We start from the raw sequence: 15,728 nt of genomic DNA on the forward strand, positions 1-15,728 counted from the left end.
ATTGATAATTAATTATTTGAAAAAGAAGTTACCATTTTTTGAAAATAAAAAAGACGGCCAGAACTATGAAGCCGAAGCCTACTAAATAATTCCACCGTACTTCTTCTTTAAGGTAAATAACGGCAAAACCTACAAAAACGGTTAAGCTGACTACCTCCTGAATGGTTTTGAGTTCAAAAGCATTGAACTCATACGACCCGATTCGGTTGGCAGGAACTGCAATACAATATTCAAAAAACGCAATGAGCCAACTAATCAAAATTACTTTCCAGAGAGAGGTGTCTTTGTATTTTAAATGCCAATACCAAGCCGTGGTCATAAATAGGTTTGATAAAAACAGCAATAATGTGGTACGCATAACAAAGCTATAGGTAATGATTTTAGGACAAAGATACCATAAACAAAAAGCGTTAGCTGATTTTCTGACCAACTAACGCTTTTGTCTATGTAAAATTTTATAAAGTCACTTTCTAAAAATGCCAACGCACAAATGCTTCCATGGCTTCATACTCCGCTAAGCCCAGTTGGTCGTAGAGAAGTGCTGTTCCGCTATTGCGCTCTTCGGCACGCTGCCAAAACTCACGAGAGTCCTCTCCCTGAAACACCACACCGTCTTTCTGCGATTGGTGTTTGAAAATTCCGTAGCGTTTTTTGACAACCTGATCGGGGCTCATCGGAACCGCCATTTCGATTTCGTGAATATCCCACTCCGCCCAGGCACCGCGATACAGCCACACCCAGCAGTCTTTCATAAAGTTTTTGTGCTTGAGCTGCTTAAGCGCCGCCTCGATAGCATCCCAGCACACTTTGTGCGTACCGTGCGGGTCGGCAAAATCGCCAGCTGCGTAGATTTGGTGCGGTTTCACTTCTTCAATCAAATCGGCAATAATTTTAACATCGGCTTCACTAATGCCTTTTTTCTGAATCGTTCCAGTTTCGTAGAAGGGCATGTCAAGAAAATGAAAATGCTCTGTTCCCACAAAACGGCAGGTAGCTTTGGCTTCTCCGCGACGAATCAGCCCTTTTACGTATCGAACTTCAGAGGTGTCAATCTCGCTGTCTTTTTTCTGCTTCAAAAACGCCTTGGCATCGTTAAATATCTGCATTGCCGCCTGACTTTCAATCCCAAACTTGTGGTTGTAGTCTACCACAAAATCAATGAAACGAAACGCCTCATCATCGGCTACGGCAATATTTCCCGAGGTTTGATAGGCTACGTGCACTTCATGACCCTGATCAACCAAGCGCTGGAAAGTACCTCCCATCGAAATAATATCATCGTCGGGGTGCGGGCTGAAAATAATAACCCGTTTTTTGGCAGGAAGCGCCCGTTCAGGACGGTGGGTATCATCGGCATTGGGCTTGCCGCCTGGCCATCCCGTAATGGTATGTTGTAATTGATTGAAAACGTTGATGTTAATATCATAAGCTGAACCATGAGCGGCCAGCATATCGCTCATCCCGTTGTCGTTGTAATCTTTGGTGGTAAGTTTCAAGATAGGCTTTTGCAGCGTAAACGACAAATGAGTTACGGCCTTCTTAATCATAGAGTTATCCCACTCTACGGTATCCACCAACCACGGCGTTTTTACGCGAGTCAGGTCGTTGGCCGCTCTTTCATCCACAAAGAAGGCCACATTGGGATGGGCCTGCAAATACGACGCTGGCACCAATTCTGTTACTGGCCCTTCAACTGCGGCCTTAATCATGGGCGCCTTGCGTTCACCCCATGCCAACAACACCACTCGTTTGGCATTGATGATGGAAGCTACCCCCATGGTGATGGCTTTTTTGGGCACTTGGTGTAGCCCACCAAATTCCATGGCTGCCGCCGCACGGGTCGAGTGGTCGAGCGTCATCAAACGAGTACGGGAATTGATTAATGAACCTGGCTCATTAAAACCAATGTGCCCATTTCCTCCAATCCCAAGCAACTGAAAATCAATACCTCCCATGGCGTTGATTTTGTTATCATAACGATGGGCAAAATCAGCAATCATCGTTGGTGGAACGGTGCCATCAGGGATGAAATAATTCTCTTGCGGAATATCCACGTGGTCAAAAAGCTGCTCCCGCATGAAGCGAACATAACTGTGAATCGAATCCGGCTGCATGGGATAATACTCGTCTAAGTTGAACGAAATTACGTTCTTAAAACTTAGTCCTTCTTCCCGATGCATTTTGATGAGCTGCGCATAAACCGTTTTGGGCGACGAGCCCGTTGCCAGACCTAACACGCAAGGTTTACCTTCTTTTTGCTTGCTCCGAATCAAATCAGCAATCTCTTTTGCCACCGCCGCAGATGCGTCTTTGGCATTAGCGTATATCTGCGTTGGAATCTTTTCGTAGGTAATGGCTTGACCTACAATACCGCTATTAGCGGTTTGGGCTTGAATCATTAAAGGTTCAGTAATCATGATCAAGAAAAAATGTGATTTTTGCGTCCAAAGGTAGCTACTTGTAAGATAATTAGCGAGTTAAATTAATAAAAAATTTTAAAAATTAACTTTTTCGTCATCCAACCGCTCAATTAGCCTCTTAACATTTGCCTCGTTTGTATAAATAATTTCGTGTTCATCCGCTGGTAAAACAGATGCCATACTTACCCCTTGTTTGTGATAAGTCATTGCTCCTTGTCTTACCGCTTTTCCCGTTAAATGTAAGGCGTTTGCTCCTGTCTTAGCTAAAAGCACGGCGTTGTCAGCATTTACGCCACTCCCCGCCATTATTTCTATTCTTCCATTTGATTTCTCCACCAGTTGACCGATTAACCCCTTGCCTTCTATCGCCGTATTTTGTTGACCCGAGGTCAATATACGCTCAGCCCCCGTTTCAATAATCGCCTCCAATGCTTCCAAAGGGTCAGAAGCCACATCAAAAGCCCGGTGGAAAGTTACGCCCATGGGCTTAGCCAAAGCAACCAATGCTTTTGTCTGTTCGATATCCACTCGTCCATCAGGCTTCAATAATCCAAACACTACCCCATCAGCACCTCTTTTTTTAGCGGCCAAAATATCCAGTCGCATTACTTCAAGCTCTTCTTCATCATAGCAAAAATCTCCTCCGCGCGGTCGAATCATGACATAGAGTTGGATGGAAAGCACAGACCGAGCCCGTTGAATCAGCCCATAACTTGGCGTGGTTCCGCCTTCATATAAGCCTCCACACAACTCTACCCGGTGCGCACCCGCTTGTTGGGCATTTAAACAAGATTCTATCGAAAAAGCACAAACTTCAACTTGCATAAGCAAACGATTAAATTCAAAAATGAGAACAAGTCCAAAATTATAATAACAACTCGACTCTTTTGAGGTCTAAACAAAGATATTAAATACCCTGCCCAATTGGAATATTTATTAGCATCTCTCCCCATTTTATACATATTCCTGAAAATCAACAAAGTAATGTATTAGATTATTAAACCTTTTTTGTCCAATTTTGTCAATACATTTTACCAATACCATCTACTTGAACGTTAAAAACTACTCTTATGCCTGTTTGGGATATATCAAACGCTAAACATCTGCTTTCGCGGTGTTTATTTGGCTATTCTCGCAAAGATTTGGAGCAAGCGTTATCTTACCCAACGCTTGAGGAGTTTGTGGAGAAATCACTTTTAGCTTCGCTTCCACTCCCCCCTCCTCCGGGTGATTGGGTCAACGAAAACCCCGTTGCCAATAATGGCACGGCCGACGGTGACCGTTATCGAAGTATGACCTACTGGTGGTATAACCAACAACTGGGAGAAAAGCTGAACATGCGAGAAAAAATGGTATTGTTTTGGCATAATCATTTTGTTTCAGAACGTGACAAAGTCAATTTTCCACAGCACATGTACCGACAAAATACGCTTTTTAGGCGCAGTGCTTGGGGAAATTTCCGGCAACTGACCAAAGAAGTCACCATTGACCCCGCCATGCTAATTTATTTGGACGGCCGACTGAGCAGCGGCAACACGCCCAACGAAAACTACGCTCGTGAGTTGATGGAGCTGTTTACGTTGGGAATTGGCAATTATACCGAAACCGACGTCAAGCAAGCCGCTTTGGCACTTACGGGCTGGCAAGTAAACGGTTTAAATGCCACCTTCAACCCCAACCGTTTTTCGAACACTACGAAGACTTTTTTGGGCAAAACAGGCAATTTCGCCTACGGCGATATTGTCGACATCATTTTGGAAAAACCTCAAGCGGCCGAGTTTATATGCCAGAAGCTTTACAAAGAATTCATCTTTTATAAGCCCAACGAAACTTTTGTGAAGCAAATGGCCGATGTTTTTCGTAAAAACAACTACGAAATTCGTCCAGTCCTATCTTTCATGCTTACCAGCGACGAGTTTTATAAAACCGATTACAAAGGTGCCAAAATCAAAAGCCCCATGGAAACGACCATTGGTATTTTAAAAGCTTTTGACATGACGCCCGCGCAAATGAACCCTACCGCCGACTGGGCCTATGTATATACACAATCACAGGCGCTACAACAGCAACTCTTTTTCCCGCCGAGTGTGCAGGGATGGGTGGGCCAACGCGACTGGATTAACTCCACAACGTTTGTTGTAAGAGGCGGATTTTCTGACAACGTGGTCAATATGATGGGTAATGCGCGAGCGGTTCAATTCAAAAACATAAGTGCGCCCGTTGATTACGCCCGCTCATACAAAACCTCCGAAGATGCCGTAAAATTTGTGGACGATGTCGTGACGCTCTTCTTACAATTTCCACTCAGTGCGCAGAAAAAAGACGCACTCGTAAGAACACTCCTCGGCGGTACTATTTTGGCCAATTGGTCTACCAGCACGCCGGGCGCTGATGTTCAACTCAAAGTTTTTTTTAAGGCTGTAATGCGGCTCCCTGAGTTTCAACTTGCCTAGTCTTTTATCCATAACGAAAAGAATATGAACCGTAAAGAGTTTATACAACAACTGAGTCTTATTTCGGGAGGAGTGGCGTTTGGGATGGGAAATATTCCAGTAAAGGCCTTTGCTCACAATCCTTTTGCGCTTAATCTGGAGGCCACGAATGGCAAAATCTTTGTGCTGGTTCAACTATCTGGCGGCAACGACGGCCTCAATACGGTGGTGCCTTATGAGAATCCACTTTATTATAACAAGCGCGCAAATATTGCCATAAAAAAAGAAAGCGTACTCCCGCTTACCAGCCAAATGGGGCTAAACCCCGCCATGAGCGCGTTGAAAGCGCTGTACGACAATGGGAAAATGAGCATTGTTCAAAATGTAGGGTATCCAAGCCCTAACCGTTCTCATTTTCGTTCCACCGATATTTGGCTAACTGCGTCTGATGCCAACGAAGTATTGGATGAAGGCTGGGTGGGGCGGTATTTGACCCAACTTTATCCAGGTTTCCCACTCCAAATTCCAGACCAGCCCATGGCGATTCAGCTAGGCGCGGTAGAATCACTCCTGATTCAATCTGATTTAGGATCTACGGGGGTTGTTTTTAATGACCCCAACAATTTTTATAATTTGGTAAAAGGCACCAGTGTTGACACAGACCCCATTCCCAACACACTGGCGGGCGAAGAGCTAAAATTTATGCGACAGGTGGCTTCCCAATCCGTTGCTTACTCCGACATAATCAAGAAAAAGTGGGATAATGCGACCAAAAACGTTACGTCATTTCCCAGCACTAATTTGGGGACACAGTTAAAAATTGTGGGAGAACTCATTTCGGGTGGACTACAAACACCTTTTTATTTAACAACCATCGGGGGCTTTGATACGCACGCCAATCAGGTAGTGGCCAACGCAACCACCACGGGAACCCACGCCAACCTGCTCAAAACCGTCTCTGAGGCTGTCGCGGCCTTTCAAAAAGACATGACTAAAAGAGGCTTAGGCGACAAAGTAGTCGTCATGACCTTCTCCGAATTTGGCCGAAGAGTAAGCCAAAACGGAACCATGGGGACCGACCACGGCTCAGCGGCTCCTTTATTCGTGGTCGGCAATTCAGTATTAGGGGGGTTAATTGGAAAAAATCCCGTTTTAAGTGACGTAGACAGCAACGGGGATATTAAATACGAATTTGACTTCCGTCAAGTTTACACCAGTGTATTGCAAGACTACCTCGGGGTAGAGCGCGCCATGGCAACGACCATTATGGGCAATAAGGAATTTAAAACGGTGCCTATTTTCAAACCTGTACCCGATACCACGCTGGCGACCAATCCTGACTTTAATTTAGAACAAAACTTTCCCAATCCATTTAGCGACTTGACTAGAATCACCTATACTATCAACAAACAGATGTATATAAAGCTGGCGCTGTACGATTTGATGGGAAGAGAAATAGAGGTGTTGCGCGAAGGTATGGCACAAAACGGAAGTTATACCATTCCCATAAACGGCCTCAATTGGACACCCGGGTATTATCTGTGTATGTTAAGATGCGATGCAGGTCAAAAAGTAATTCGATTGGTAAAAATGTAACCTCACCATCCTTTTCACCGAAAACCAGCATCAAAATTCTTGCTTTAACTCTCTCTTTTTCATTACATTTATCCTCCTTATACCAAATTATAAAATCGAGCGTTAAAAGTTTGGTATAATTTTGGAGGTTGAATATCATCATCTTAAAGAGAAATTACAGCAGTTAGCTTATACTATGAAAAATTACTTCCCAGCAGCGGTTTTTGTCACCCTGCTGTTTTCTTTCCAGCTTTCTTATGGGCAGTCAACGTCTGAAAAAACCGACAAGCGAACCCAAAAGTTACAGGAGAGAAAAGCCAAAGCCGATAGCTTACTTCAAAAAGCAGGACTTTCAACCGCTGCTGCCCCGAGCGTTGGGGCAACCGTGGGTGGAAAAGCCGTAAAACCCGCCGACGCCGTGGGCTTTTTCACGGAAACGATTCCTGATTTAGGCCTTAAAATCAAAGAATACCGGAAAGCAGAAAAAGCTAAACGCAAGAAAAAGAAGAAATTCCATACCGATTATGAGGGGTTGTCTATTGTTCGCATGACTTCCTCGACTGGAAGCGGTGACCGAATTACCCAGATTGAATTTCACGTATTGAAAGAAACCCGTCCACCGCGCCAATATGATGGAGTTGACGTATTTTGGTACGATTCTCGCAACCGAATCATCTCAAAAGCTGCCATCAAGGACAAAGAATCGGCCCTTATTCTTCACGGCCCTTACAAACGTTATGCCTCAGGAGCCTTGGTCGAAGAAGGCAATTATTACATCGGCACCAAAGACGGACGTTGGGAAACATACGACGCCAACTACCGCTTACTGGACAAAACAAAATGGTCGCGCGGGTTCCCCGCCGAATCAGTTATCAGTTATTATGACTCTGCTCACACCAAAGTCCTTGAAGTGATTCCTATCCATTATGGAAAAAGAAAAGGGGATTATCTCAAATATTACGACGGCGGTCAATTAATGGTCAAAGGCCAATACGACAATGACCTTCCGATTGGTACTTGGAATGAATACTACCAATACCGACGCCAACGCAAGAAAGTGACACGTTATCCCCGCTACTGGTACGAAGACGGCGAAGGAATTTTAATCAGTGAATGGGATGACAAGGGAAAACTTATCTACGAACGTCCCAAAGACCAAACGCCCGCCGAAGAATCTGAAAATTAATATTTGCAACAAAGTTGCATTTAATATACTTTTGTGAAAAATTCACAAAGGGTGGTTCGTCTATTTATTATATTATTCTTCATTGGTTTGCTTGACTTCAACACAGTATACGCCCAAAATACGGCGAACTGCGATTGTTTCGTCAAAGGCGTGGTAAAAGACCGTGAGACCAACCTCCCCATTGTCGGTGCCGTACTAACCATCAAAAACACCTCCAAAGTAACCACTACTGATACCGATGGTCATTACAAATTTGACCGATTGTGTCAGGGCAGTTACGTACTGGAATGTAAAATCATTGGCTACAAAACCACCCGCACCACCATTGCGCTCCAACACAGCGCGGAAGAGAACCTCAATCTCAGCGAAGATGAAGTGCACTTGCAGGACGTAGAAATCGTAGCACGGCGCGTCACTTCGCTAACGCAACCTTCGGGTTCGTTACAAAATCAATCGTTGGAACAAACCCGCGGCCAAACCTTGGCCGAAGCACTGCAAAAAATTGTGGGCGTTACTATGCTACAAACGGGAGCTTCCATTGCCAAACCCGTTATCCACGGACTACACAGCAATCGGATTCTAATCATAAATAATGGAATACGGCAGGAAGGGCAACAATGGGGTTCCGAACACGCACCCGAAATCGACCCCTTCATTGCCAAACGCCTAACCGTTGTGAAAGGAGCTGCCGGGGTTCGGTACGGTTCGGATGCCATCGGCGGGGTTATTTTGGTAGAGCCCGCAGAACTGCCTTACACAATTGGCTCAATACGAGGCGAGTTGAATACGGTTGGATTTACAAATGGACGTACAGGGGTTGTGTCGGGAACATTTGAAGGCGGGCTCAAGAAATGGAAAGGGTTTGGCTGGCGTCTGCAAGGAACCCTCAAAAATGGCGGCAATATTCGAACACCCGATTATTTTTTGGCCAATACGGGTGTACGTGAACAGAATTTTTCGGCAGCGGCGGGTTATCGTTCTGTCAAATTCGGTGCCGAAGTTTTTTATAGTCAATTCCACACCAATTTAGGCATCTTTTCAGGCTCGCACATCGGAAGCACCTCTGATTTACTCAGCGTCATTCAGAACGGAGAGCCCTTTATCAAAGCGGATTTTAACCGCGCCATTGAGCGTCCGAATCAGCTCGTTGACCATGATTTGTTAAAGATAAAAGCCTACCGACAGTTTTCAGGGAATCGTCTTTCGCTGACCCTAGGCAGGCAGCACAACCAACGTGCCGAATACGACCTGCACGGTCCGCAGGCAGCCCTAAAGCCCGCGCTGCTGTTTAGGATTACAACCTTAACTGGTGATATGGTTTTGGAACATAAGCCCATTGCCAAAGAAATTACAGGTCAAATCGGATTCAGCGGTTTGCACCAATACAACTTTACCGATGGCCGCCCCTTAATCCCTGATTTTGAGCAATCCAACGCGGGTGCATTTGTGATTGAGCGCTGGATTCGGCAAAAATGGGAATGGGAAGCGGGTCTACGATATGATATGCGTTGGCTTCAAGTGTATCGTTTTATTGGGCAAACATTAGACCAACGAAACCATCAATTCAACAGTTGGTCGGGTACCGTTGGGAGCGTATTTAATGCCAATTCCCATCTCTCTGTAAGGGCAAATTTTGGCACTGGCTGGCGCCCGCCGAGCGTCAACGAACTGTACAGCAAAGGAGTACACCACGGCGCAGCCGCCTATGAAGAAGGCAGCGAAAGCCTGCGCCCCGAAACCGCCTATAATTTGATGGGAAACGTGGAATATACCTCCGAACGTTTTAGCGCTGAAATAGGCCTCTACCACAATTCCATTCAAAACTTTATCTACCTAAAACCGCAATCAGAACCCATTCTGACCATTCGCGGAGCTTTTCCATATTTTAAATACGTTCAAACAAACGCAACATTTTCAGGTGCCGACGTCACCACCGAATGGAATATTACTCCCCGCTGGGAACACACCGCAAAAATTTCGTACCTGAGGGCTTACGACCAAGCCGCCAACGATTATTTGGTGGCCATCCCCGCCAATCGCATTGAAAACGGCTTGCGGTACAAAATAGGGACAGTGATTCACTCCCATGATTCGTTCGTTTCCATTGGGCATTTATGGGTCGATCAACAAAAGCGCGTTCCGCCCAATAGCGATTTTATGCCACCGCCTTCTGCCTATCATTTATGGTCAATCCAAGTAGGCGGCGACATAATTTTGACCGAAAAACAAAAAATAACGTGGGGTATTATGGGACAAAACCTGTTTGATACCGCCTACCGCGACTATCTTAACCGATTCCGGTATTATTCAATAGAGCAGGGTCGCAATTTTTCGCTGCGTTTAAAATGGATTTTTTAATTTTTAACTACATATCAACATGAAACCTGCACATTCATTATTAACCATTACATTGGCATTTACCATTACTGCGGTAATTTGGAGTTGTGGAACGAAAGAAGCGCCCGCCCCAGAAGACGAAAACGAGCTAATTACCACCGTACGCCTGACTTTCACCGAAGACGGAACAACGACTCCCCAAAAATTTGAATGGAAAGATTTGGACGGCGACGGCGGCAATGCCCCAACAACCTCACGGATTACCTTAAAAGCAAGCCGCAGCTACAAAGTAGATGTTGAATTTTTGGATGAAAGCAAAACACCGACTGATAACATAACCGACGAAGTACGGGAAGAAGGTGATGAACATTTGGTCGTATTAACGCCCACGCCTTCGTCGCTGTTTACCTACACGGCAAGCGACAAAGACAGCCGTAATTTCCCAATTGGATTGTCTGGAACCGTGGCCACTGGAAGCATCAACCAAGGTTTGCTTCGCCTTCAGTTGCGCCACCAGCCCCCCGTAAATGGACAATCCGTTAAAAATGGTACCGTTGCTCCTGGAAGCGACGATGTAAATATCACCTTTGATGTAGTAGTAGCTCCCTAATAATTCCTTTGGTTATAACACACCCCAAATAGGGCTGGCTCCTGACCATGCACTAAAAAAAAAGACGAAACTAGCTGATAATAGCCAATTTATTACTACTTTTGCGGTCTTATTTTTTTTTACGGTGTCTTTTAGCCAAAAAGATATATGAAACTTTCCGAGTTTAAGTTTGACCTTCCTCAGAGCTTAATTGCTCTCTATCCTGCAGACCGCGGCGAGTCCCGTCTAATGGTGGTAAATCGTCAGACCAAAAAGATTGAACACAAAAAGTTCTCCGAAATTATAGACTACTTCGAAGAAGGCGACGCAATGGTCGTCAACGATACCAAAGTTTTTCCAGCACGCTTATACGGTCAAAAGGAAAAAACAGGTGCGAAAATTGAAGTTTTTTTACTTCGTGAGCTCAACCGTGAAATGCGGCTTTGGGATGTACTGGTAGACCCTGCCCGTAAAATTCGAGTAGGTAATAAATTGTACTTTGGCGATAGCGACTTGGTTGCGGAAGTCATTGACAACACCACCTCTCGTGGGCGGACCATTCGATTCCTGTATGACGGAAATCACGACGAGTTGATGCGTGCCATCGACGAGTTGGGAGAAACTCCCCTTCCTCGTGACATTAAGCGCAAGGTAGAAGATGCTGACCGTGAGCGCTATCAAACCATCTTCGCTCAACACGTTGGTGCGGTAGCTGCGCCAACGGCTGGAATGCACTTTACGAAAGTGATTCAGCGGCGGATGGAAATTAAAGGCATCAACTTTACCCCCATCACGTTACACGTAGGGGTAGGCACATTCCGTCAAGTTGACGTTGAAGATTTGACCAAACACAAGACCGATTCCGAAAATTTTGCTATCACCGAGGCTTCGGCCAACGTAATCAACGAAGCGCTCGACAAAGGCAAACGTGTTTGTGCCATCGGAACAACTTCGCTCAAAGCACTTGAATCATCGGTATCGGCCAACAACCGCGTAAAACCTTTTGAAGGATGGACGGATAAATTTATTTTCCCACCTTACGACTTCAAAATTTCCAACGCATTGCTGACCAACCTGCATTTACCTGAATCCATCTTGTTGATGATGACTTGTGCTTTTGGTGGCCATGACCTTGTCATGGAGGCTTATGAAGAAGCAATGAAGGAAAAATACAAGTTCTTTAGCTATGGCGATGCCATGCTTATTATTTAAGTTAAGTTCATAATTGGTCGTTAGTAAATAGTCCATAGTTACGTTTTTGTATTAATACTGACGGCTAACGACTGTTTACTAACGATTTTTTTATGACCAAATTTGCCATCATCGTCGCCGGCGGAAACGGCACTCGCATGGGGAGTAAAACGCCCAAACAATTCATGCTAGTAAGGGGTAAACCTATTTTAATGCATACCATTGAAAAGTTTATCGCTTACGATTTTTCGTTGCAAATTCTGTTGGTTCTTCCCGCCAATGAGATGAAAGCCTGGTATGCACTTTGCGACAAACACGGATTTTATCCAGCCATTGTCACCGTAGCTGGTGGAAACACCCGCTTTCAATCGGTCAAAAATGGCTTAAAAAAAATAAGTGCCAAAGAAGGGTTGGTTGCAGTCCACGACGGAGTCAGACCCTTTGTTTCTCCAAGTATCATTGCCCAAAGTTTTGAAGTTGCCGCGCAAAAAGGCACGGCAATTACGGCGGTCTCCCCCAAAGATTCCATTCGTTTTGTCGACGCCGACGGCGCTAATCATTCCGTTGACCGGGCCGCCTATCGTTTGGTACAAACTCCTCAAACTTTCCGTTTAGACTGGATGCGCCCCGCTTTTGACACCCCTGAGCAACCGTCCTTTACTGATTGTGCTAGCGTTTTGGAACACGCGGGGCACCCCATTACACTCATTGAAGGCGGTTATGAAAACATCAAAATAACCACTCCTGAAGATTTACTGTGGGCAGAGGCATTTGCCGCCCAGCCAGAAGAATAACATTGATAAATCGGTAACTAAGGCGCAAAATTTTATCTTTATCTTCAGGTTTATAGGCAGTATTTACCACAAACCAATCTCTACGCTGTTGCAAGCTCGTCTCTCCGTTGATGCGTACGTCGAAGGTATATTATCAGGCAATCGGCTGATACTTAGCAGAGCTATTACATTGATTGAGAGCCAGCTACCTTCCGACAGAATTTTAGCCCAGCGGGTTCTGGAACAAATATTACCCCATACAGGCTCCGCCATTCGGGTCGGAATCACGGGGGTACCTGGGGTTGGAAAAAGTACATTTATCGAAGCATTCGGCAAAACACTGACCGCTGACGGCAAAAAAACGGCGGTATTGGCCATTGACCCAACCAGTCAACGCTCCAAAGGCAGTATCATGGGCGATAAAACGCGCATGGAAGAACTCGCCCACGACCCAATGGCGTACATTCGCCCTTCACCTTCAGGAGGCTCATTAGGTGGCGTAGCCAACAAAACCCGCGAAACCCTGCTGCTTTGTGAAGCGGCAGGGTTTGAGATTATACTGGTGGAAACCATGGGAGTAGGTCAATCCGAAACCGTCGTAAAAGGAATGGTTGATTTCTTCCTTTTATTGATGCTTGCAGGAGCAGGAGATGAACTCCAAGGCATCAAAAAGGGAATTATGGAAATGGCTGATGCCGTAGTAATTACCAAAGCCGACGGCCACAACCAATCCGCGGCCCAACGGGCAGTGATAGAATACCAAAATGCATTTCATCTATTTCCTCCCAATGAAAATGGCTGGTTTCCGCCCGTACTGACCTGCTCGGCACTAGAAAAGCGAGGTTTATATGAAATATGGAATCAAATTCTTCAATTTGATTCACAATCCAAAGCCTCTGGATTCCACGTTAAAAACCGCCGACAACAAAATCTGGAGTGGATGCACAGCCTCATACGCCAGACCTTGGAAGAACAATTTTACAGCCATCAAGCAATCACCCAACAACTCCACGAAGTTGAACTAATGGTACAAAACGAAAAGTGGCTGCCTATGAGAGCCGCCACTTTTTTGATGGATATTTTTCGTTCGTAAATTTCTTAGTTGATTATCCTCACTGTCAACGGGATACACTTAACAGGAGGGCATTCAGGAGGAGTGACTTCCTGTACCGACACCTTCGCTTGACTTTTCCCAGGAGCTGCCGATCCAGAACCACAACTACCTGTAACGGTCAAAATTTGATAAATTGTGTCAGTGGCTGGTGATACTGATACCGTTTTGACTGGCTCTGCCTGGGTTAATTGAATGGGGGCTTGCCCTGTAATTGTAACCGTAGCGGGAAAGACTCCATTTTGTGACGAGAGCGTCAGAACCGCCACTCCACCCGCATTGATGGTGGTATCTTTTGCAATCGCAACTACTGGAAGCGAACATTGATTCGTAATGTTGGTAAATGTCCCATTTATTTCTGCGGTCAGCGTCCGATTCGGATCCTCCATCGTTGGGGAGGCATAAGCACGGGTTATTACGGTATTGGGCAGTGAACTGGACGCACCCTTTGGCAGAAAAAACAAGTCATAGCATTTAGAAGTATTTGTTCCAGTCAACGCAAATTTGACGTCAGCGACTGAAATCCAAGAAGCCCCCACGGTAGTTCCGCTCCCTTGCTCTCCTCTGTACAAAATATTCAGCGTAAATACAGAGGTGTCTACCCCAACATCTGTCAATGAAGTTATACTAAAGTAATCTCCTGAGGAAAAGTTATTTCGACTTTTAATAGACGGGTTTGCGAGCTGAGCAGTTTTATAGAAAATCCTCAAATTGGCATTTCCCATTACAAATGCACTGTCGGGGGCCTGAATTTCTACGCTGACAATGGCACTATCGCAAGCGATTACTTTGGGGACAAGTCGCAACTTAAAACTTGTCTGGGCAAACGCTCCCGTTGCGTAAAAGAGTACTATCCCAACAAAAATTAGCCCACGGCCAATGACTGGACTTTTCATGACAATATGTATTTATAACTATATAATTTCATTAAGACTCTATGATGAGTGATTACATATCATTTATTCTTTTTTTATTTTCTTACTAACATAGATTTTACACGTATCGTTTAGTAAGCAATAAACGTGCCATTAATAGAAATTTACGCCCGAAAACCGACCATTATTTAAACGCCATAGCGTATTGTCATTAGCATCAGGAGCACCGTCCATGTTAAAATCTGTTGTTAGATAACGGCCTACTTTTCCATTATCTACTCGCCATTTACTAGTATCGTTTGCGTCAATTTGTGAAAGCGAATTTTTAGTACAGTCAGCGGCATACAACACGAAGAATCCCGGCGAAAGTTGCTTTTGTCCATTGGCGGGTGAGCCAACGGGAATGTAGGATTGCTGCGTTGAAAAGTTGTAGTTAATGCTGTTATTAACAACAGGAACGGCTTGATGAGAAATAGCCCCTATATGATTACGGTGCTCAACTACAACAAAATACGATTGATTTGTCGACAACACAGGGCAAGGGCTTATCAATGAAACGCTGCCATTGGAAAGCAACAAAGCAGCGGTACGAAAAACGGTTGTGAGAGGATCTAGGGCAACAGTACGCAAGGAAATCAAAACCCAATCGACCGCATTAGGAGGATAAGAAATTGCGGTCTCCGAACCCGAATAATTCCACGGTGCTCCTGAATACGGCTGCCCTGCAGGGGTTGGGACACCAAGTGAACTAATGGGTGTCTGCCCTGGCAAAAGTCCTTGCTGATTGAGCTTGTTTGTCATAGTCAGGCTTCCTGCATAAGGCCCTTCCAAAAATAATGCCAAATTTAAGCAAACAGTAGTTTGTGAAGAACCAACGACATTAATGACCTCAACCTGAATCGTAGCCCGATTACTTTCACAATTATTCACTGTCTGAGTGACATAATATTCAGTCATTCCAGCATCAACGGTTGATGGAGTTGGCGCAACCGTACTTCCAACACCCCCAGAAGCAGTCAAATACCATTTTAGGTTTGTGCCGACAGCGCTTAAAGGAGACGCTATTCCACCTTGTGGATAGTCTATCGGCGTGGTAACCTCTGGAGGGGAGGGAGTGGCCGTTACAACCACGTCTATCTTTGTGCGAGTGCTTTCGCAGCTGTTCACCGTTTGGGTTACCCAATAACTCAGCGTTCCACTGCTGGCCGTGGAGGGCGTGGGCGCGGTACTGCTGCCAAC

General features: G+C 45.2%; 12 protein-coding genes and 1 pseudogene. 8 read left to right on the forward strand and 5 right to left on the reverse strand.

The window, feature by feature from the left end; all coding sequences use genetic code 11:
- Positions 1 to 28 precede the first annotated feature (28 nt).
- From NCI00_RS15250 to NCI00_RS15260, 3 genes are all read right to left on the reverse strand, one after another.
- Positions 29 to 358, reverse strand: coding sequence for a DMT family protein (locus NCI00_RS15250; protein WP_166556387.1), 330 nt, complete (start codon positions 356 to 358; stop codon positions 29 to 31).
- Between the two features lie 112 nt (positions 359 to 470).
- Positions 471 to 2,417 (reverse strand): glucosamine-6-phosphate deaminase, encoded by a 1,947-nt coding sequence (nagB, locus tag NCI00_RS15255; RefSeq protein WP_205319122.1) that lies wholly within the window; start codon positions 2,415 to 2,417, stop codon positions 471 to 473.
- A gap of 78 nt (positions 2,418 to 2,495) precedes the next feature.
- Complete coding sequence (locus NCI00_RS15260) at positions 2,496 to 3,245, reverse strand: copper homeostasis protein CutC (RefSeq protein ID WP_253528912.1); 750 nt, start codon at positions 3,243 to 3,245, stop codon at positions 2,496 to 2,498.
- 245 nt (positions 3,246 to 3,490) lie between these two features.
- Here NCI00_RS15260 and NCI00_RS15265 point away from each other — a divergent pair, with 245 nt between their 5' ends.
- The 8 genes from NCI00_RS15265 to meaB all read left to right on the forward strand — a co-directional run bounded on the left by NCI00_RS15265 (position 3,491) and on the right by meaB (position 13,596).
- Entirely contained in the window at positions 3,491 to 4,873 is a 1,383-nt protein-coding gene (locus NCI00_RS15265; RefSeq protein ID WP_253528913.1) for a DUF1800 domain-containing protein, read from the forward strand.
- 24 nt (positions 4,874 to 4,897) lie between these two features.
- Positions 4,898 to 6,448: a DUF1501 domain-containing protein gene (locus tag NCI00_RS15270; RefSeq protein ID WP_253528915.1), complete on the forward strand. Its 1,551-nt coding sequence runs from the start codon at positions 4,898 to 4,900 to the stop codon at positions 6,446 to 6,448.
- A 175-nt stretch (positions 6,449 to 6,623) separates the two neighbouring features.
- Positions 6,624 to 7,613 carry a toxin-antitoxin system YwqK family antitoxin gene (locus NCI00_RS15275; protein WP_253528916.1) on the forward strand — a complete coding sequence of 330 codons (990 nt, stop codon included), beginning with the start codon at positions 6,624 to 6,626 and terminating at the stop codon, positions 7,611 to 7,613.
- A 33-nt stretch (positions 7,614 to 7,646) separates the two neighbouring features.
- On the forward strand, positions 7,647 to 9,971 hold the full coding sequence (locus NCI00_RS15280; RefSeq protein ID WP_253528917.1) for a TonB-dependent receptor: 2,325 nt from the start codon (positions 7,647 to 7,649) through the stop codon (positions 9,969 to 9,971).
- A gap of 19 nt (positions 9,972 to 9,990) precedes the next feature.
- Positions 9,991 to 10,560, forward strand: a complete 570-nt coding sequence (locus NCI00_RS15285; RefSeq protein ID WP_253528919.1) for a hypothetical protein — start codon at positions 9,991 to 9,993, stop codon at positions 10,558 to 10,560.
- A gap of 147 nt (positions 10,561 to 10,707) precedes the next feature.
- Positions 10,708 to 11,751, forward strand: a complete 1,044-nt coding sequence (gene queA, locus NCI00_RS15290) for a tRNA preQ1(34) S-adenosylmethionine ribosyltransferase-isomerase QueA (protein WP_114068074.1) — start codon at positions 10,708 to 10,710, stop codon at positions 11,749 to 11,751.
- A 92-nt stretch (positions 11,752 to 11,843) separates the two neighbouring features.
- A complete protein-coding gene (locus tag NCI00_RS15295) occupies positions 11,844 to 12,524 on the forward strand; it encodes a 2-C-methyl-D-erythritol 4-phosphate cytidylyltransferase (RefSeq protein ID WP_253528923.1) in 681 nt (226 codons plus the stop codon).
- 88 nt (positions 12,525 to 12,612) lie between these two features.
- On the forward strand, positions 12,613 to 13,596 hold the full coding sequence (gene meaB, locus NCI00_RS15300; RefSeq protein ID WP_253528926.1) for a methylmalonyl Co-A mutase-associated GTPase MeaB: 984 nt from the start codon (positions 12,613 to 12,615) through the stop codon (positions 13,594 to 13,596).
- A gap of 5 nt (positions 13,597 to 13,601) precedes the next feature.
- On the opposite strand, the gene NCI00_RS15305 is transcribed toward meaB, so the two are convergent.
- Both NCI00_RS15305 and NCI00_RS15310 read right to left on the reverse strand, forming a co-directional pair.
- Positions 13,602 to 14,510, reverse strand: a complete 909-nt coding sequence (locus NCI00_RS15305) for a hypothetical protein (protein ID WP_253528930.1) — start codon at positions 14,508 to 14,510, stop codon at positions 13,602 to 13,604.
- A gap of 132 nt (positions 14,511 to 14,642) precedes the next feature.
- Positions 14,643 to 15,728 (reverse strand): annotated as a pseudogene (locus NCI00_RS15310) (hypothetical protein); the annotation flags it as partial.

The organism is Runella salmonicolor (assembly GCF_024158025.1).
GTDB lineage: Bacteria > Bacteroidota > Bacteroidia > Cytophagales > Spirosomataceae > Runella > Runella salmonicolor.

Coding starts and splice junctions, on each gene's coding strand:
- NCI00_RS15250 (WP_166556387.1), bottom strand. CDS start 358: ATGCGTACCACATTATTGCTGTTTTTATCAAACCTATTTATGACCACG.
- nagB (WP_205319122.1), bottom strand. CDS start 2,417: ATGATTACTGAACCTTTAATGATTCAAGCCCAAACCGCTAATAGCGGT.
- NCI00_RS15260 (WP_253528912.1), bottom strand. CDS start 3,245: ATGCAAGTTGAAGTTTGTGCTTTTTCGATAGAATCTTGTTTAAATGCC.
- NCI00_RS15265 (WP_253528913.1), top strand. CDS start 3,491: ATGCCTGTTTGGGATATATCAAACGCTAAACATCTGCTTTCGCGGTGT.
- NCI00_RS15270 (WP_253528915.1), top strand. CDS start 4,898: ATGAACCGTAAAGAGTTTATACAACAACTGAGTCTTATTTCGGGAGGA.
- NCI00_RS15275 (WP_253528916.1), top strand. CDS start 6,624: ATGAAAAATTACTTCCCAGCAGCGGTTTTTGTCACCCTGCTGTTTTCT.
- NCI00_RS15285 (WP_253528919.1), top strand. CDS start 9,991: ATGAAACCTGCACATTCATTATTAACCATTACATTGGCATTTACCATT.
- queA (WP_114068074.1), top strand. CDS start 10,708: ATGAAACTTTCCGAGTTTAAGTTTGACCTTCCTCAGAGCTTAATTGCT.
- NCI00_RS15295 (WP_253528923.1), top strand. CDS start 11,844: ATGACCAAATTTGCCATCATCGTCGCCGGCGGAAACGGCACTCGCATG.
- NCI00_RS15305 (WP_253528930.1), bottom strand. CDS start 14,510: ATGAAAAGTCCAGTCATTGGCCGTGGGCTAATTTTTGTTGGGATAGTA.